Genomic DNA, 16808 nt, shown 5'->3' on the forward strand with positions numbered 1-16808 from the left:
TCCCGCGCGGCCGGGCCCGGGCATCCGCTCGTCTGCTGTCCTCCGTAGACTGGTGGTGCACCCCCGCCACCCCCAACCTCCAGGGAGCGACCCATGGCCCTCATCGTCGTCGACGTCATGCCCAAGGCCGAGATCCTCGACCCGCAGGGCAAGGCCGTGACCCGCGCCCTCGCCCGCCTCGGCCACGAGGCCGTCGGCGACGTGCGCGTCGGCAAGCGGTTCGAGCTGCGCATCGAGGGCGAGGTGACGGATGCGCTGCTCGAGCAGGTGCAGCAGGTCGCCTCCGAGGTGCTCGCGAACACCGTCATCGAGGACGTCGTGGGCGTGAGCGTCGTCGAGGAGGCCGCCAAGTGAAGGTCGGCGTCATCACCTTCCCCGGCACGCTCGACGACCGGGATGCGCAGCGGGCCGTGCGGCTCGCTGGCCACGAGCCGGTGGCGCTGTGGCACGGCGAGCACGACCTGCACGGCGTCGACGCGCTCGTGCTGCCGGGCGGCTTCTCCTACGGCGACTACCTGCGCTGCGGCGCGATCGCGGCGCTCTCGCCGATCATGACCGAGGTCGTGGATGCGGCGAGCAGGGGGATGCCGGTGCTCGGCATCTGCAACGGCTTCCAGATGCTCGCCGAGGCGCACCTGCTGCCCGGTGGCCTCGTGCGGAACGCGACCGGGGTCTTCGTGCGCCGCGACCAGCGCCTGCGCGTCGAGCGCACCTCGACAGCGTGGACGAACCGCTTCGAGGACGGGCAGGAGATCGTCATCCCGCTGAAGAACGGCGAGGGCCGCTTCGTGGCGACGCCCGAGGAGGTCCGGCGCATCGAGGGCGAGGGGCTCGTGACCTTCCGCTACCTCGGCGACGACCCCAACGGGTCGATCGACGCGATCGCCGGGCTCTCGAACGCGAAGGGCAACGTGGTGGGCCTCATGCCGCACCCCGAGCACGCGGTCGAGCTGGGCTTCGGTCCCACGACGACGCGCATGAAGGCCGGGCTCGACGGGCTCGAGATCTTCAAGTCGGCGCTGGAGTCCGTCGCGGCATGACGAGCGCCGCGACGACGAGCCGCACAGGCCTCACCCCGAAGCGCCTCTACCGCCTGCTCGCGATCGCCGAGGCGATCACCTGGACGCTGCTGATCGTCGCGATGGTCGCGAAGTACGCCTTCGACCTCGATGCGCTCGTCCCCGTCGCCGGGCCGATCCACGGCTTCGTGTTCCTCTCCTACGCCGCGATGCAGCTCGTGGTCGGCCAGAACCAGCGCTGGCGCGTCGGCACGGTGCTCGTCGGCATCCTGACCGCCGTCATCCCCTACGCCACCATCCCCTGGGAGCGCGGCCTCGCCCGGCGCGGGCTGCTCGAGGGCGGCTGGCGCACCCAGGCGAGCGACGACCCGCGCGACGCGCGCTGGATCGACCGGGCGTTCCGGTGGGGCATCACCCACGCGGTGCTCGCCGCGGTCGTCGTCCTCGCGCTCGTCGCGATCGCCTTCGTCGTGCTGCTGAACGCGGGTCCGCCCTCCGAGTGGTTCGACTGAGCAGCGACGACGTCGTGACGCAGTGACGGGGAGGGGCGATGCGCCCCTCCCCGTCATCGCTGCAGCCCCTCAGCCGGTCAGCGGAGCAGCCAGCCGAGCAGCCAGTGGAAGACGGCCACGACGGCCTTGACGACGCTGCTGCCGGCGTTGCCGTGGTGGTGCTGGTCGACGTCCACCGTCACCGTCGCGGTGTCGCTGACGTCGCCCGAGCCGATCACGTACTGGATCGACGTCTCGCCCTTCTGGCGCGAGTGGGCGTCGAAGTGGATGCGGCCGTCGACGACGGTCCAGGTGCCGGCGCGGGTCGTCAGCCGCTCGACGAGCTCGCCGCCCTCGCCGACGATGCGCAGCGTGCTCGCGTCGAGCTCGCCGCCCTCGACGCGGTCGTTCGCGAGCACGTCGATCGTCACCTGGCCCTTGCGCGGGATCTCGACCGCGTCGTCCTGCGCGTCGACCGAGACCTCGACGGCGCGCGTCACGTTCACCGCGACGACCGCTGCGCCGTTGAAGCCGACGTTGTTCTCGAACCGGTAGTAGACCGAGGCCATGCCCTCGAAGCCCGGCGCGGGGGTGAACTCCACCTGCTGGTCGACGACGCGCCACGTGCCCTCGGCGGTCGTGCGCTCGGCCACCGGCTGCCCGTTGTGGTCCGAGATCGCGAGCGTCGACGGCACGATGACCGAGTTGCCCTCGGTGCTGTCGTTCGCGAGCACATCGATGCGCACGCTCGGCGACTGGCTGCTGAACTCGTGGTCGATGAGCTCGCCGCGCGAGAGGACGCGCGGCGTCTGCACGCGGATCGAGGCGGTCGAGGTCGCCGCGGCGCCCGCGGTCGTCGCCACCGAGTACGTCACCAGATCGGTGCCGTACGCGCCCTCCTCCGGCGCGAAGGCCAGCTGGCCGTCGACGACGGTCCACGTGCCGCGCTCGGACGCGAGCTCCGTGACGAGCGCGCCGGAGGCATCCACGAGTCGCAGCGATGCCGCGTCGAGCTCGGTGCCGGATGCGGCCACGTCGTTCGCGAGGACGTCGACCGTCGTGTCGGTGAAGTAGGGCGTCTCTGCCGTGTCGGCCGTCAGCGTCGGTGCGACGGCGGGCGCCTCGACCGTGACCGTGATGGTCGCGGTGTCGCTGGCGTACCGGGAGTTGATGGAGAGGTAGTCGACCGTCGCGGTGCCGGTGAAGCCGGCTGCGGGCGTGAAGACGGCGCGGCCCTCCGCATCGCGCGTCCAGACGCCGACGCCGGGCTGCTCGACGGTCGCGACGCGGATGCCGGGCGTCACGGTGAAGCCCCAGGTGGAGAAGCTGGTGCCCGCGGGGGTGGCGTCGTTCGCGAGCACGTCGATCGTCACCGCGGAGCCGGGCTCGGTGGTCGCCGCGTCGTCGACCGCGTCGGGCGTGGGCGAGACGACGAGGTTGAGCGCGGTGGCACGGGTCGACTGCCGCACCGAGTCCTGCACGACGTAGCGGATCGGGCCGTTGCCCCAGGAGCCGGCTGTCGGCTGGAAGGAGATCTGCCCGTCGACGACCGCGAAGGCGCCCATCTCGTTGACGACCTCGGTCTGCGGCGTGCCCGCGGCGTCGAGGATGCGCAGCGTCCCGGGCTGCAGCGGGAACCGCTCGCCGGTGGTGCGGGAGGAGCCGGAGAGGTCGTTGGCGAGCACGTCGACCGTGATGGGCTGGTCGAGATCGACCGTGGCGAAGTCCTGGAACGCGAGCGGTGCGTTGATGGTGCTGACCTGCACGCGCAGCGTCGCGGTCGCGGTGTCGCCGTCGGGGTCGGTGATGCGGTAGCTGATCGTGCGGGGGCCGGCGCGGCCGTCCGGCGGCGTGTGCGTGACGGTGGCGCCGTCGGTCGACCACGAGCCGTAGAGGTTGTCGAACGCGCTCGTCGCGCGACCGTTGGCGTCGAGCAGCTCGACGACCGTGCCGGCGGGAGCGGTGTCGTTGGCGAGCACGTCGACCGTGATCGAGTGGTTGGCGTCGACGGTCGCCGTGTCGTCGACGGCGGCCGTCGACTCGGCGGCGCTCGCCGGCAGTGCCGTGGCGACGGACAGCGTCGCGGCGAGCGCGACTGCGGTGATGCCCGCCGGGATGGCGCGGGCAGGTCGGAAGGTCATGGTCTCTCCTGAGGTGGTGCTCGGGGACGTCGCGGGCGCAGAGCCGCGCCCTCTGCCACCGAACCGCGCACCGGTGAACGGGGCGTGAACCCGACGTGTCGGTCGCCTGCCCGTGTGCTGGCGGTCCGAGGCGCCCTGCCCGGGTGACCGGCGCATCCGCCGCCTCGGTAGGATCGAGGGCATCGAGCAGAGCTCTGAGGAGAGTCGTGACCGCAACCCCCACGCCCCGCGACACCGTCGAGGTCGCCGCCGCCAGCCCGGAGCGGGAGCAGCCCTATGCCGCGCTCGGGCTGAAGACCGACGAGTACGAGCGGATCCGCGAGATCCTCGGCCGTCGGCCGACGAGCGCCGAGCTCGCGATGTACTCGGTGATGTGGAGCGAGCACTGCTCCTACAAGTCCTCCAAGCTGCACCTGCGGCGGTTCGGCGAGAAGGTCACGCCCGAGATGCAGGAGCGCCTGATGGTGGGCATGGGTCAGAACGCGGGCGTCATCGACGCCGGCGAGGGCTGGGCCGTGACCTTCAAGATCGAGTCGCACAACCACCCCTCCTTCGTGGAGCCCTTCCAGGGTGCGGCGACCGGCGTCGGCGGCATCGTGCGCGACATCATCTCGATGGGCGCGCGCCCGGTCGCGGTGATGGACGCGCTGCGCTTCGGCGACATCGACCACCCCGACACCGCGCGCGTCGTGCACGGCGTCGTGGGCGGCATCTCGTTCTACGGCAACTGCCTCGGCCTGCCGAACATCGGTGGTGAGACCGTCTTCGACGCGGTCTACCAGGGCAACCCGCTCGTCAACGCGCTCGCCGTCGGCGTGCTGCGCCACGAGGATCTGCACCTCGCGAACGCCACGGGCGTCGGCAACAAGGTCGTGCTCTTCGGCGCCCGCACCGGCGGCGACGGCATCGGCGGCGCGTCGATCCTCGCCTCCGAGTCGTTCGATGACGAGGGTCCCGCGAAGCGCCCCGCCGTGCAGGTCGGCGACCCCTTCGCCGAGAAGGTGCTCATCGAGTGCTGCCTCGAACTCTACGCCGCCGGCGTCGTCGAGGGCATCCAGGATCTCGGCGCTGCCGGCATCTCGTGCGCGACGAGCGAGCTCGCGGCCAACGGCGGCTCTGGCATGCAGGTCGAGCTCGACCACGTGCTGCTGCGCGACCCGACGCTCACGGCCGAGGAGATCCTCATGTCGGAGTCGCAGGAGCGCATGATGGCCGTCGTGACGCCGGAGAAGCTCGACGAGTTCCTGGCGATCACCGAGAAGTGGGATGTCGAGACGAGCGTGCTCGGCGAGGTCACCGGCGACGGGCGCCTCGTCATCACGCACTCGGGCGAGACCATCGTCGACGTCGACCCGAAGACGGTCGCGATCGACTCCCCCGTCTACGAGCGGCCGCTCGAGCGCCCGATGTGGCAGGACGCGCTGCAGGCCGACACCGCCACGGCGCTCCCCCGCGTCACCGGCGCCGCGCTCGGCGACCAGCTGCGCGCGCTCGTCGGCAGCCCCAACCTCGCCGACGCATCCTGGATCACCGAGCAGTACGACGACTACGTGCTCGGCAACACGGCGCTCTCGATGCCCGACGACGCGGGTATGGTGCGCATCGACGAGGAGTCGGGCCTCGGCTTCGCCGTCTCGGTCGACGCGAACGGGCGCTACTGCCAGCTCGACCCGCGCGAGGGTGCGAAGGCGGCGCTCGCCGAGTCGTACCGCAACGTGGCCGTGTCGGGCGCGACGCCCGTCGGCGTCAGCGACTGCCTGAACTTCGGCAACCCCGAGATCCCCGCCGTAATGTGGCAGTTCTCGGAGGCCGTCGACGGCATCGCCGACGGCTGCGCAGAGCTCGGCATCCCCGTCACGGGCGGCAACGTCTCGTTCTACAACCAGACGGGCGAGACGCAGATCCACCCGACCCCCGTCGTCGGCGTGCTCGGCATCATCGACGACGTCGACCGCCGCCTGCCCTCGGGCTGGCAGGACGACGGCCAGGCGCTGTTCCTGCTCGGCACCACGCGCGACGAGCTCGACGGCTCGGCGTGGGCCGGCGCGATCCACGACCACCTCGGCGGCCGCCCGCCGCTCGTCGACCTCGCGGCCGAGAAGCGGCTCGCGGGTCTCATGCACGGCATCGCCTTCGAGGGCCTCGCGACCGCTGCCCACGACCTCTCCGAGGGCGGCCTCGCGATGGCCGTCGTCGAGGGCTCGCTGCGCTTCGGCATCGGCGCGCGCCTGTGGCTCTCCGGCCTGCTCGAGCGCGACGGCATCGATGAGACGGCGGCGCTGTTCTCCGAGTCCGGGGCGCGCGCGCTCGTCGCGGTCGCGCGCGAGGACGAGGTGAAGTTCACCGGCATGTGCGAGGCGCGCGGCGTGCCCGTGCTGCGCATCGGCGTGACCGACGCGACGACGGGCACGATCGAGGTCCAGGACGTCACGACGCTGGCGCTCGACGAGCTGCGCGCATCGAACCGCGCGACGCTCCGCTCGCGCTTCGCCTGACCCCGCCCCCGCGTCGATGCGCTCGACGCTCAACCGGCCTCGCGGTCGCCCGACCGCCCACGCGGCTCGGCTGACCGAGGGGCCGGTTGAGAACGGGCGGCGCGAGCCTATGCTTCAGGCATGGATGTCCCTGCGATCAATCTCTGGGCCGTGCTGCTCGCGACGCTCGCCGCGATGGTGATCGGCTTCGTCTACTACCACCCGAAGGTGCTCGGCGCCGCGTGGATGCGCGCCATCGGCCACACGACCGAGTCGGTCAGCCGCGGCCCGAAGCCCTGGGTCTACCCGCTGATCATCGTCTGCGCGTTCGTCACCGCGTGGGTGCTGGCCGGCGCCGCGTGGATCTCGCAGGAGTTCTACGGCGGCAGCTTCCTGCTCAACACCCTCATCACCGGCTGGATCCTCTTCGTCGGCTTCACGCTCTCGCGCGTGATCGTGCACGACGCGTTCGACCCGCGCGGGTTCCGCGTCACACCGCACACGGGCTTCAACGAGCTGCTCATCATCACCGCGATGGCGCTCATCATCGGCGTCTGGCCGCCCGCATGAGCGACCTCGTGCTCACGCTCGAGCGCCGGGTCGACGCGTCGGCGGATGCGGTGTGGCGCGTGCTCACGGATCTGGAGGGCAGTGAGGCGCTGCTGTCTGGCGTGACGCGCATCGAGCGCCTCGCCGGCATCGGCTACTCGATCGGCACGCGCTGGCGGGAGACACGGAGGGCGATGGGCCGCGAGGCGACCGAGGAGATGGAGGTCGTCGGCATCGACGAGGGTCGGTCGACGATGATCGCCGCCGAAGCGCACGGCATGCGCTATCGCAGCGAGTTCACGCTCGAGCCCGACGGCGACGGCACGCTGCTGCGCATGCGCTTCAGCGGCGACCTCGTCTCGCCCTCGTGGCTGCAGCGGGCGGTGGCGAAGCTGACCGCGGGCATCGGCATGCGGATGACGCGCACGATGATGCAGCAGGATCTCGACGACATCGCCGCGGCCGCCGAGCGCGCCTGAGCGCGCGCATCCGTCCCCCGGCGCTCGTAGAGTTGAGGGCGTGACCGACCAGCAGCCCACCGCGCCCGGCTGGCGCGACGACCCCGACGGCAGGCGCCGCTGGTGGGACGGCCAGCGCTGGGGCGCGTACGCGCCGTGGGATGCGCCGGGTGTCGGCTCCACGCCCGAGTCGCGGGCAGCGCTCGCGCGGCTCGACCCCTCGCTGACCTTCGACCCGACCGCCGCAGGCCGTGCGCAGCGGGCGGCGGGCCGCGACGACCGCGAGGGCCCTCGGCAGGTGTCGCGCGCCTTCCTCGGCAACGGCGCGGGCGAGCCGAGCAGCGCCGCCGCGCCCACGCCGCGTCCCGCCGCACCGTCGCGCCGCATGCGCATCGCCTACGCCCTGCTGCTCACGCTCGGGCTGCTCGGCGGCCACCGCTTCTACCTCGGCCGCGTGCGCTCGGCGACGGCGCAGATGCTGCTCTCGTTCGCCGCCGCCGCCACGATCGTCGTGCTGCAGGGCACCCCCGAGCCGCTGCTGCTCGCGCTCGCCGTGCCGGCCGCCGCGATCGTGTGGTGGATCGCCGACCTGTTCGGCACGGCGGGCATGGTTCGCGACGTCGAGCGTCGCGGACCGGATCAGCGCTGAGCGCTCGCCACGGCGCTGAGCGCTGCGGCTACTCGCTGCCCGCGATCCGCTCGTGGTGGTGGATGACCTCCGCGATCACGAAGGTGATGAACTTCTCGGCGAACTCGGGATCGAGCTCGGCATCCTCGGCGAGGCGCCGCAGACGGGCGATCTGCCGCTGCTCGCGGCCCGGGTCGCTCGGCGGCATGCCGTGCTCGGCCTTCAGCTCGCCCACCGACTGCGTGAGCTTGAAGCGCTCGGCGAGCGTGTGGATCAGGACGGCGTCGACGTTGTCGATGGAGCGCCGGTAGCGCTGCAGCTGCTCCTCGGGCGTGCTCATGACCCCAGCCTAATTCTCGCCGGATGCCGGCCGCGCCTGCGCCCGCGCATCCAGCCGCGCCACGAGCCCCGCTCGCACCGCGGGCCACTCGGCCGCGACGATCGAGGAGACGACGGTGTCGCGCAGCACCCCGCGGTGCAGCACGTGGCTGCGCAGGATCCCATCCTGGTGAGCCCCCAGCCGCTCGATCGCCGCTCGCGACTGCACGTTGCGGACGTGCGTCCGCAGCTCGACCGCGACGCATCCGAGCCTGTCGAAGGCACGCTCGAGCAGCAGCAGCTTCATCGCGGCGTTGACGCCCGTGCCCTGCTGCGCGACCGCGAGCCATGTCGAGCCGATCTCGAGCCGCGGCGTCGCGGCGTCGATGTGCATGAAGGTCGTCATGCCGACCGCGCGCCCGTCCACGACGACCGCCCACGGCACCATCGAACCGGCGGCGTGGAGGCCCAGCCGCCGGTCGATCTCGGCGAGCATCGCCTCGCGGTCGGGCGCTGGCACGCTCGTGAATCGGGCGCGCTGCCAGAGATCGCCTCCGCCGGCGGCCAGCACGAGGTCGTCGGCGTGCGCGTGCGCGAGCGGCTCGAGGGTCACGAGCGGATGCGCGAGCACGGGCGCGTCGAGCACCTCGGGTCGGTCGCGCGTCACCACGGCAGCCATCCTGCCGCGTCGACCCGGCCGCGGCGACGAGACTCGCGGTCGACCACCGGGGCTCGTCGATGCCGCCCGTCTCCGTCATTCGTTCTGCGAATCGTGACCGGGGCACGATCGACTTTGACTCCTGCATCCGACGGCGCGATGCTTCCAGCAACCCGGTGCGCGTCGGCACGACGCGCCCCAGCTGCTCAAGGCTGCGGTGCATCGCCGCAGGAACGGCGATCCGGGCACGTGAGAGGAACCGAGCCTGTGTCGCTGAGCACTGCGTCAACCCCAGCGCGTCGATCGAGCATGGCGGGCGGACGTCTCGGACGCCGCATCGCGACCGCAGCGCTCCTCGCTCTCGCGCTGAGCGCCTGCTCGACGAGTGCCGAGGTGACCGGGCCATCGGCGACCGACGCCGCACCCCTCGAGAGCTCCCGGTCAGCTGCCCCGTCGGCCGCGCCGTCCGAGCCCCCCGGATGCGCTGCCCTGCTGCCGGCGGAGACGCTGGAGTCGTTCACCGCGCAGGGCATCGAGCTGAACCCCCCGCTGCTCGACGACTCCTGGTACGACGGCCCCTCTCCGCGTCTGACCGACGAGGCGTCGACGATCGCCGAGCAGCGCCTCGTCACGACCTGCGTGCTCACCGCGCCGACCGCGAGCGACGGCGTCACGGTGATCGAGCTCTACGCCGAGCTCGACCAGGCCGAGACGGTGCGCCTGCACGAGATCGCAGAGCGGTGGACCGTCGAGCCGCTCTCCCCCACGGTGACCATGCGATGGGACATCGACGCCGATCCCAACACCTCCCACCGCGAGGCATGGGTGACCGGCGACACGCGGTGGCTGCGCGTGGAGGGCAACGGACGCGAGTCGGAGCAGGTCGCCAGAGAGATCGCCGCGAAGATCTGGGCGCTTCCCGCCGTCCTGCCTCCGAGCGCGGGACCTGTCACCAGCTGCGAGACCCTGGTGCCGCAGGCGACGATCGACGAGCACGCGGCTCGCGGGCTCGTCTTGAGCACCACGGATCCGGGCTACGTCCCGCATTCGGCAGTGGAGGCGCAAGCCGTCGCGGCAGACCACTGGCTCGTCACCTGCCTCTTCGCTCCGCCCGGGAGCCGCGACCGGATGGTGGTGATCCAGGTGCACACGGGTCTCGACGCGTCCGACATCGCCGTGCTCGAGCGTGCCGCTGCTGACGACGTCGCGCTGGGCTATGCGGCCGTCCCGGTCGCCGGCAGCGCATCCGAACCCGTGATCGCATACGTGAGCGAGCTGCGCGGCATGACGACGCAGACCGTGCAGGTGTTCCACGACGACACCTGGCTCAGCTTCTTCACGCACCTCGACGTCGACGTGATGCCCGCCGTCTCGCAGATCGCGACCCGTCTGTGGGACTGAGCCGTGGACGAGGAGCGCCGCGGTGGCCGCTCCCAGGCGGCGGGGTGCGCCGCTCCCGCCTCAGGAGGACGTCGTGCCTCTTGATCGGGCTCGCCGCTGCGGCGGTGGGGCTGCTGCCGTGGCTGATGACAGGCACGCGCCTGCCGCTGCAAGACCTGTGGGACACACCGGCGGCGCCGGGGGACATGCCGATCGCCCTCCTCCCCCTCCACCAGACCGCCACGACGCTCATCCCCGGGCTCCTCGTCAGCGGGGCCGCGATCGCCGGTCTGGTCACCCGCGCTCTCGGCGCCCAGCTCCCTCGGCGCGGCTCGACGCTGATCGTGCTCGCGGTGCTGCTCGTCCATGCGGGTGCGGGAGCGCAGGCGTGCGTCGTCGTCGCACGCGGCTTGGAGGAGAGCGACGCGGCGACCTCGTACCTCACCGCCCTCGTGGCCGCGGTGGCCATCGCCACAGCGATGGCGCTGACGACACTCCTGCTCATCGCCAAGGCACCCGTGGCCGGCGCGATGCTCGGGTTGAGCGCCGGCGCGCTTGCCGCTGGCATCTGGCTGAACGCACTGGTCCTCCCGCCCGGTGCAGACCAGAGCGAGGCGACGATGGCTCTCCTAGGCCTCTCCCGCTGGCTGCCAGCGATCCTCATCGGCCTCGCGATCGGATGGGGCGGTGCGGGGACCATCGGCCGGGTGGTCGCCGTGCTCGGGGGATCGGTCATCCTCTGGGTCGGCCCCGCCGCGATCACCGCCGTGAGCTCGGCGACCGGCGCGCACGGACTGCTGCGGGATCCTGCAGAGATGCTGCAGTACGGACTCGAGGTCTTCCGCGCGGCCGTGACCATGCCGGGGCTCGCCGTTCCGCCGGTGCTCCTCGCGCTCTTCGTCGGGGCGATCGTGGTGCTGGTGCGTGCGCACAGCAGGAGCGCATCAGCGACGCCTTCGCACGCGTGATGCGGTTGCGAGGATCACCGCCACTCAGACGGGATCGGCGCCGAAGGGCGTGATGTGGCTGGCACCATCCCCGGGACTCGAGGCGGCTGTGCCAGACTCCCGAGTCCCGATTCGATAGGCAGAGTCGATCGAACGGGGTCATCTATAGGAATCGCGACTGGAGCTCTCCATGGACCTGCACCGACACCTCCGCTTCTTCCTCGCGGTCGCGGATCACCGCCACTTCGGCGCGGCGGCGGTCTCGCTCGGGATGACCCAACCGCCACTGTCCCAGGGCATCCAGAAGCTGGAGCGCACCCTGGGCGTGCGACTGTTCGAGCGCGATGCCCGCGGCGTCTCGCTGACGGCGGACGGCAGCCGCTTGGAGCCGCGAGCGCGTCGGATCATCGAGATGGCCGAAGAGCTCGTCGAGCAGGCGGGCCGCCTGCGATCGCGCGCGACCCTTCGCATCGGCATGTTCGACGACCTCGACCCTCTCGTCGATCCTGTGCTCACCGCGGTCCGGGAGGCGGGCGCGCCGTGCACGCCGACGATCCGGGGAAGCCGAGAGCTCATCGAGCTGGTCGCCAGCGGTCAGCTGGACATCGCCATCGTGCGCCACCCCAGCATCATCGACGGCACCGAGGCGACGGCGGTCACGAGCCTCCCGATGACGCTCACAGCACGGCATCCCAGCCGGCTCCACCCCTTGCGCGGGCTCACGCTCCCTGTCGCGGTCGCCCCGAGGACCGATCACCCAGCGGCGCACGACCAGTTCGTCGATCTGCTCCGCAGGCTCGGCCATACCGGCGAGACCGTCGAAGCAGATGGCCTCGTGGCTCGCAGGGCCCTCGTCTCGGCGGGGATCGCCGCGGGCACGTCGCTCGCCGCGCACGACGACGAAGGGCCTCAGCTCGCACTGCGCGTGAAGGCCGTCGTGCCCGTGGCCAGATCGCGTGCCATCGCCTACGAACCCATCACCTCGGCGATCACGCGGGTGCTCGAGCAGCACGCACTCCCTCCTCGCGCCGACGCCCGATCGTGAGCCGCGCCGCAGCGGCGATCGCCGACGTCTTCCTCGATGCGAGCGTCGAGGGGTTCCTGCACGCCCGCCAGATCGGCGGCCCCATGGCCGTCGACATCGGCGGCTCGGTCGTCGTGCCGATGGCCTCGGTCTACAAGGCGCACGTGGCTGCGGCTTGGGCACGTGCGGTCGAAGCGGGTGAGCTCGATCCCAGGGAGCGGCACCGCTGCGCTCCGGACCACCGGCTGGAGGGGCCGACCGGCATCGCGGCGCTCGCCGACGACATCGAGATGAGCAGCCGCGACCTGGTTCGATCCATGCTGAGCGTCTCGGACAACGCGGCGGCCGACATCGTCTTCGATGCCGTGACGCCGGCCCGCATGGAGCGGCTCGTCAGCGACCTCGAGCTGCGAGCGACGACGTTGCGTCGGTCGACGCGCGAGTCGCTCGACGCAGCGATGCACGACACGGCCACCCATTCGTTCGACGCCGCGCTCATCGCCCTCGCGAGCATCGCCCAGGACCAAGGCACGTCCGAGTACGATCCAGCGCACGCGAGCGCCACCTCGGCCTTCGATGCCACACGTCTCCTGACGTGGCTGTGGCAGCAGGAGGGACGCGCGTTCGACTGGGTGCGCGCCTCGATGGCGGGGCAGGCGTGGAGACATCGCATCGCCTCCGGGTTCCCGCACGACGACGTCGTGGTCGCCGGCAAGACCGGCAGCCTCGGGGCGCTGCGGCACGAGATCGCGGTGGTGACGTTCCCCGACGAGCTGCCGATCGCCGTCGCGATCTTCACCCGCGCCATTCGCGCCGAGCGCCATCAGCCGCGCATCGACGCGGCCATCGGTGAAGCAGCGCGCATCGCCGTGCACGGGCTGCGCGAGCCTCGCGACGCAGCGTGACGGCGAGGCGGCACCCTCCGACGCCCGGGCTGCGAGACTGCGCCGCCCCTCGCGCTGTCCGGTGGCTCAGTCGCGATGCAGATGCAGCGAGAGCATCGCGCACTTTGCCCTCACCGCTCCGCCTCGAGATGCTGGGGCGCAGCACCCGCGCCCCGAGCGCCTCCACTGGCTCGGCGGCGACCGACCGAAGGGATGGATGAGCGATGCACGCGTCCACGCAGCGCTCCAGTGCCGCGCGCCCCGGTTGGGCTGTCGCGACGAGCCTCGTGCTGTCTGCGCTGTCCGTCGCCGCGGTGCTCCTCGGCATCGTGATCGTGGGGGGCGGGCGGGTCCTCCCGAGCTGGGCCATCGGCGGCATCCTCGTCGCGATCGCCCTCACCGTCATCGGCGCTGGAGCGCTGGTGCGCCGACGCGGCGCGAGACGGTCCGGGGCAGATCGTGCTCGCGCTCGCCGCTCGACCGCCTGGGTCGCCGCGTCCCTGGTGTGCGCGGTGGCGGGCGGCCTCGTGAGCGCCTCCGCCTGGTTCATCGATCGACCCTCGACCTACACGGTGCTGAGCCCGACGGGAGGAGGGACCTGCCAGGTGGCGGTCCGCGAGTCATCCTTCGTCTTCGCGGGCGGCGGCGATGTCTACGCGGTCGGGACCGGCGGCGTCGGCAGGGTCGTGGGCTCCTGGACCGCCGATGACGGGCATCGACCTGTCGCCTCCGGCACGTATGCCCTGCGGTGGCACTCTGGCAGAGCGACGCTGGAGCTGTTCAGCGACCCGGGGAATCCCGTCTGGCCCGCCACCCACGAGTTCGCCTGCCCCTAGCGAGAGCGTGCCGAGCTCGAGCCTTCGCCGCGGGCACGAGCACCCGCGGCGTCGGATGTCCCGCGCGATACGATCGGCGAGTTGTCTGACACCCCCAAGGAGTCATCGCGTGACGCAGCTGCACCCCCACCTCGAGCCCGTCTTCGACGACGTGCTGCGCCGGAACCCCGGCGAGGCTGAGTTCCACCAGGCCGTCCGCGAGGTGTTCGAGAGCCTCGGCCCGGTCGTCGCGAAGCGGCCCGACTACGTCGACGCGCAGATCCTGCACCGCATCGTCGAGCCCGAGCGGCAGATCATCTTCCGGGTGCCGTGGATCGACGACAGCGGCGTCGTGCAGATCAACCGCGGGTTCCGGGTGCAGTTCAACTCGGCGCTCGGGCCGTACAAGGGCGGCCTGCGGTTCCACCCGAGCGTCTACCTCGGCATCATCAAGTTCCTCGGCTTCGAGCAGATCTTCAAGAACTCGCTCACCGGGCTGCCCATCGGCGGCGGCAAGGGCGGCAGCGACTTCGATCCCAAGGGGCGCTCCGACGCCGAGATCATGCGCTTCTGCCAGTCGTTCATGACCGAGCTCTCGAGCCACATCGGGCAGTACACCGACGTGCCCGCGGGTGACATCGGCGTCGGAGGGCGCGAGCTCGGCTACATGTTCGGGCAGTACAAGCGGCTGACGAACGCCTACGAGTCGGGCGTGCTGACGGGCAAGGGCCCCACCTGGGGCGGCTCGCAGGTGCGCAAGGAGGCGACCGGCTACGGCACGATCTACTTCCTCGACCAGGTGCTGCAGTCGAAGGGCGAGAGCTTCGAGGGCAAGCGGGTCGTGGTCTCGGGCTCGGGCAACGTCGCGATCTACGCCATCGAGAAGGTGCAGCAGCTCGGCGGCACGGTGATCGCGGCGAGCGACTCCGCCGGCTACGTGGTCGACGAGCGGGGCATCGACCTCGAGCTGCTGAAGGAGATCAAGGAGGTGCGGCGCGGCCGCATCTCGGAGTACGTCGACGCCCGCCCCCACGCCTCCTTCTCGTCGAGCGGCACCATCTGGTCGGTGCCGTGCGACATCGCGGTGCCCTGCGCGACGCAGAACGAGCTCGACGAGGATGACGCGGTCGCGCTCGTCGAGCACGGCGTCACGGTCGTCGGCGAGGGCGCCAACATGCCGGCGACGCAGGCGGCAGCGCGCGTCTTCGCGAGCGCGGGCGTCGCCTTCGTGCCAGGCAAGGCCGCGAACGCGGGCGGCGTCGCCACGAGCGCACTCGAGATGCAGCAGAACGCCTCGCGGGACAGCTGGTCCTTCGAGCACACGGATGCGCGCCTGCACGAGATCATGAAGGGCATCCACGACCGCTGCGCAGAGACGGCGGATGAGTACGGCCGGCCGGGTGACTACGTGGCCGGTGCGAACATCGCGGGCTTCAACCGCGTCGCCGACGCGATGCTCGCGCTCGGCGTCATCTGACCGGCTCCCCCGCCGGCTCGCCCACCGCATCCCGCCACCCGAACGCGATCGCGGTGGCGGCGATGACGATGAACGGCGCGGCGAGCTCCGGGCGCCCGGCGCTCAGCACCGCGACCGCGATCGCGACGCCGGCGGCGATGAGCTCGGGCGCGCGGCGGCGCACGACGACGGATGCGCGGCGCTCGGCCCGCTCCTTCGGCGTGATGCGGAAGCGGGCGCGGCCCGAGATCGCGACGGCGACCACTGCCCGTGCTGCGACGATCCCGATGGAGGCGTAGAGCATCGAGGCACGCGCTGTGAAGGCGAGGCCCCGGATGATGCCGCTGGTGCGGGCGCGGTGCAGCGCCTCCGGCAGCAGGGGCACGAGGCTCAGCGCCGCGAGCGGCAGCCCGAGCTGCCAGGGGAACGCCTCGACGCCGGTGGCCGCGCCGACGACCGAGTAGCCGAAGACGGCGAGCGGCACGACCGCGGCGAGCACGGGCACGAGCAGCTCGAGCGCCACGTCGACCCGCCGCCGCACGCGCAAGCGGGTGTCGAACATGCTGCGGCTCGAGCGTGCCAGCAGCTGCACCGCTCCTTCTGCGAACTTGCCGAACTGCACCGCGAAGGCGGTGTGGTCGACCGGGGTGTCCTCGACCGAGACGAGCTCGGGTGCCGCGACCACGGCTTGCCCGTGCCGCTCGAGCTCGACGGTGAGCGCGGTGTCCTCCATGACGACCTCCGGGAACCCTCCCGCGTCGCGCAGCGCGGCGACGTCGAGCATCGCTCCCCTGCCGCAGAAGTCGACGACGCCGAGCGCCGAGCGCGCCGCGAGCTTCGTGTCTGCGTGGCGGGTGAACAGGCCGGAGAAGTCGCGCGCGAAGGAGGTCTCGCCCGATCGCGATCGGATCCTGCCCTGCACGACCGCGGCCTCGGGGTGTGCGGCGAAGCGCGCCAGCGCCCCCGAGACGAAGCCGTCGCCCACCTCCTGGTCGGCGTCGAGCACGACGACGTAGTCGACCTCGTCGCCGTGCGCGTCGAGCCATGCGTTGAGGTTGCCGGCCTTGGCGCCGGTGCGGTCACCGCGGCGATGCACCTCGATCCCGCCGCTCCGCGCCAGCGCGCCGACGCGCTCGCGCGTCTCGGGCAGGGAGGAGTCGTCGAGCACGACGGTGCGGGTGTGCGGATGCGTCTGCCGCGCGCTGCGCTGGATCACGTCGGCGCGGAAGTCGTCGGCCGTCGGGTAGAGCAGCGCCACGCGCGCGCCGGCTGCAGGCAGCAGGCGTGGTGCAGGCGGTGCACGATGGACCTGCGCGGCGATGAGCAGCAGGAGCTGGCGGAGGCCGGCGAGGAGAGCGAGGCCCACGAGCGCGGCGGTGACGACGAGCGCGCCCCAGCCGAGCGCACCGGCCGGTGGGGCCAGCAGCGCGAGGAGCACGCCCGCGCCGACGGCGAGCGAGGACCACGCGGTCAGGAGCACGAGCACCGGGGCGACCGCGGCGAGCGGGCGCGCTCGCGCACGGCTCGTCGCAGCGGTTCCGACGCGGGTCACGGTCGCTTCCTCGA

17 protein-coding genes are annotated in these 16808 nt (G+C 72.0%); 13 read left to right on the top strand and 4 right to left on the bottom strand.

All coding sequences use genetic code 11. The features are described 5' to 3' along the window. Nucleotides 1-93: 93 nt before the first annotated feature. Genes purS through BQ6202_RS10790 form a run of 3 tightly spaced genes read left to right on the top strand, consistent with a single transcriptional unit; the run spans nucleotide 94 to nucleotide 1531 of the window. Nucleotides 94-354, top strand: a complete 261-nt coding sequence (purS, locus tag BQ6202_RS10780) for a phosphoribosylformylglycinamidine synthase subunit PurS (protein ID WP_072314452.1) — start codon at nucleotides 94-96, stop codon at nucleotides 352-354. After that, the gene (gene purQ / locus BQ6202_RS10785) at nucleotides 351-1040 is read left to right on the top strand and encodes a phosphoribosylformylglycinamidine synthase subunit PurQ (RefSeq protein ID WP_072314453.1); all 690 of its coding nucleotides are present in this window, start codon (nucleotides 351-353) and stop codon (nucleotides 1038-1040) included. Before purS ends, purQ begins: the two co-directional genes overlap by 4 nt. Then, nucleotides 1037-1531 (top strand): DUF3817 domain-containing protein, encoded by a 495-nt coding sequence (locus BQ6202_RS10790; RefSeq protein ID WP_072314454.1) that lies wholly within the window; start codon nucleotides 1037-1039, stop codon nucleotides 1529-1531. The genes purQ and BQ6202_RS10790 overlap by 4 nt, the downstream gene beginning before the upstream one ends. Nucleotides 1532-1608: 77 nt before the next feature. Here the strand turns inward: BQ6202_RS10790 and BQ6202_RS10795 are convergent, their stop codons facing one another. Beyond that, entirely contained in the window at nucleotides 1609-3651 is a 2043-nt protein-coding gene (locus BQ6202_RS10795; RefSeq protein WP_072314455.1) for an Ig-like domain-containing protein, read from the bottom strand. A 206-nt stretch (nucleotides 3652-3857) separates the two neighbouring features. Between BQ6202_RS10795 and purL the strand changes: the two genes are divergently transcribed. The 4 genes from purL (at nucleotide 3858) to BQ6202_RS10815 (ending at nucleotide 7781) form a co-directional block, all read left to right on the top strand. Further along, nucleotides 3858-6146, top strand: coding sequence for a phosphoribosylformylglycinamidine synthase subunit PurL (purL, locus tag BQ6202_RS10800; protein WP_072314456.1), 2289 nt, complete (start codon nucleotides 3858-3860; stop codon nucleotides 6144-6146). A gap of 120 nt (nucleotides 6147-6266) precedes the next feature. Then, nucleotides 6267-6695, top strand: a complete 429-nt coding sequence (locus BQ6202_RS10805; protein WP_072314457.1) for a DUF1761 domain-containing protein — start codon at nucleotides 6267-6269, stop codon at nucleotides 6693-6695. Then, complete coding sequence (locus BQ6202_RS10810) at nucleotides 6692-7153, top strand: SRPBCC family protein (protein ID WP_072314458.1); 462 nt, start codon at nucleotides 6692-6694, stop codon at nucleotides 7151-7153. Before BQ6202_RS10805 ends, BQ6202_RS10810 begins: the two co-directional genes overlap by 4 nt. A 40-nt stretch (nucleotides 7154-7193) precedes the next feature. Then, nucleotides 7194-7781 (top strand): NINE protein, encoded by a 588-nt coding sequence (locus tag BQ6202_RS10815; RefSeq protein ID WP_072314459.1) that lies wholly within the window; start codon nucleotides 7194-7196, stop codon nucleotides 7779-7781. A 28-nt stretch (nucleotides 7782-7809) separates the two neighbouring features. Here the strand turns inward: BQ6202_RS10815 and BQ6202_RS10820 are convergent, their stop codons facing one another. Both BQ6202_RS10820 and BQ6202_RS10825 read right to left on the bottom strand, forming a co-directional pair. Next, complete coding sequence (locus tag BQ6202_RS10820) at nucleotides 7810-8100, bottom strand: chorismate mutase (RefSeq protein WP_072314460.1); 291 nt, start codon at nucleotides 8098-8100, stop codon at nucleotides 7810-7812. A gap of 9 nt (nucleotides 8101-8109) precedes the next feature. Next, entirely contained in the window at nucleotides 8110-8757 is a 648-nt protein-coding gene (locus tag BQ6202_RS10825; protein ID WP_083587207.1) for a GNAT family N-acetyltransferase, read from the bottom strand. 288 nt (nucleotides 8758-9045) lie between these two features. On the opposite strand from BQ6202_RS10825, the gene BQ6202_RS10830 reads away from it, so the two are divergent. From BQ6202_RS10830 to gdhA, 6 genes are all read left to right on the top strand, one after another. Beyond that, nucleotides 9046-10137, top strand: a complete 1092-nt coding sequence (locus BQ6202_RS10830) for a hypothetical protein (protein WP_072314461.1) — start codon at nucleotides 9046-9048, stop codon at nucleotides 10135-10137. 125 nt (nucleotides 10138-10262) lie between these two features. Beyond that, the gene (locus tag BQ6202_RS10835; protein ID WP_143143720.1) at nucleotides 10263-11084 is read left to right on the top strand and encodes a hypothetical protein; all 822 of its coding nucleotides are present in this window, start codon (nucleotides 10263-10265) and stop codon (nucleotides 11082-11084) included. A 169-nt stretch (nucleotides 11085-11253) separates the two neighbouring features. Further along, nucleotides 11254-12108 (top strand): LysR family transcriptional regulator, encoded by an 855-nt coding sequence (locus BQ6202_RS15235; RefSeq protein ID WP_072314463.1) that lies wholly within the window; start codon nucleotides 11254-11256, stop codon nucleotides 12106-12108. Next, entirely contained in the window at nucleotides 12105-12992 is an 888-nt protein-coding gene (locus BQ6202_RS10845) for a serine hydrolase (RefSeq protein ID WP_072314464.1), read from the top strand. Before BQ6202_RS15235 ends, BQ6202_RS10845 begins: the two co-directional genes overlap by 4 nt. A 203-nt stretch (nucleotides 12993-13195) precedes the next feature. Next, nucleotides 13196-13807, top strand: a complete 612-nt coding sequence (locus tag BQ6202_RS10850; protein WP_072314465.1) for a hypothetical protein — start codon at nucleotides 13196-13198, stop codon at nucleotides 13805-13807. Between the two features lie 109 nt (nucleotides 13808-13916). Further along, entirely contained in the window at nucleotides 13917-15263 is a 1347-nt protein-coding gene (gene gdhA / locus BQ6202_RS10855; RefSeq protein ID WP_072314466.1) for an NADP-specific glutamate dehydrogenase, read from the top strand. Here the strand turns inward: gdhA and BQ6202_RS10860 are convergent. Beyond that, nucleotides 15256-16794: a glycosyltransferase family 2 protein gene (locus BQ6202_RS10860; RefSeq protein ID WP_072314467.1), complete on the bottom strand. Its 1539-nt coding sequence runs from the start codon at nucleotides 16792-16794 to the stop codon at nucleotides 15256-15258. The two genes, gdhA and BQ6202_RS10860, sit on opposite strands and share 8 nt — an antisense overlap. Nucleotides 16795-16808: the final 14 nt, after the last annotated feature.

Origin of the sequence: Agrococcus sp. Marseille-P2731 (assembly GCF_900117395.1) — a bacterium.
In the GTDB taxonomy this organism is placed as follows: domain Bacteria; phylum Actinomycetota; class Actinomycetes; order Actinomycetales; family Microbacteriaceae; genus Agrococcus.

Bases quoted from the DNA above. Each gene is read 5' to 3' on its own strand.
- purS (WP_072314452.1), top strand. From the start codon at position 94: ATGGCCCTCATCGTCGTCGACGTCATGCCCAAGGCCGAGATCCTCGAC.
- BQ6202_RS10790 (WP_072314454.1), top strand. From the start codon at position 1,037: ATGACGAGCGCCGCGACGACGAGCCGCACAGGCCTCACCCCGAAGCGC.
- BQ6202_RS10795 (WP_072314455.1), bottom strand. From the start codon at position 3,651: ATGACCTTCCGACCTGCCCGCGCCATCCCGGCGGGCATCACCGCAGTC.
- BQ6202_RS10805 (WP_072314457.1), top strand. From the start codon at position 6,267: ATGGATGTCCCTGCGATCAATCTCTGGGCCGTGCTGCTCGCGACGCTC.
- BQ6202_RS10810 (WP_072314458.1), top strand. From the start codon at position 6,692: ATGAGCGACCTCGTGCTCACGCTCGAGCGCCGGGTCGACGCGTCGGCG.
- BQ6202_RS10820 (WP_072314460.1), bottom strand. From the start codon at position 8,100: ATGAGCACGCCCGAGGAGCAGCTGCAGCGCTACCGGCGCTCCATCGAC.
- BQ6202_RS10825 (WP_083587207.1), bottom strand. From the start codon at position 8,757: ATGGCTGCCGTGGTGACGCGCGACCGACCCGAGGTGCTCGACGCGCCC.
- BQ6202_RS10830 (WP_072314461.1), top strand. From the start codon at position 9,046: ATGGCGGGCGGACGTCTCGGACGCCGCATCGCGACCGCAGCGCTCCTC.
- BQ6202_RS10835 (WP_143143720.1), top strand. From the start codon at position 10,263: ATGACAGGCACGCGCCTGCCGCTGCAAGACCTGTGGGACACACCGGCG.
- BQ6202_RS15235 (WP_072314463.1), top strand. From the start codon at position 11,254: ATGGACCTGCACCGACACCTCCGCTTCTTCCTCGCGGTCGCGGATCAC.
- BQ6202_RS10850 (WP_072314465.1), top strand. From the start codon at position 13,196: ATGCACGCGTCCACGCAGCGCTCCAGTGCCGCGCGCCCCGGTTGGGCT.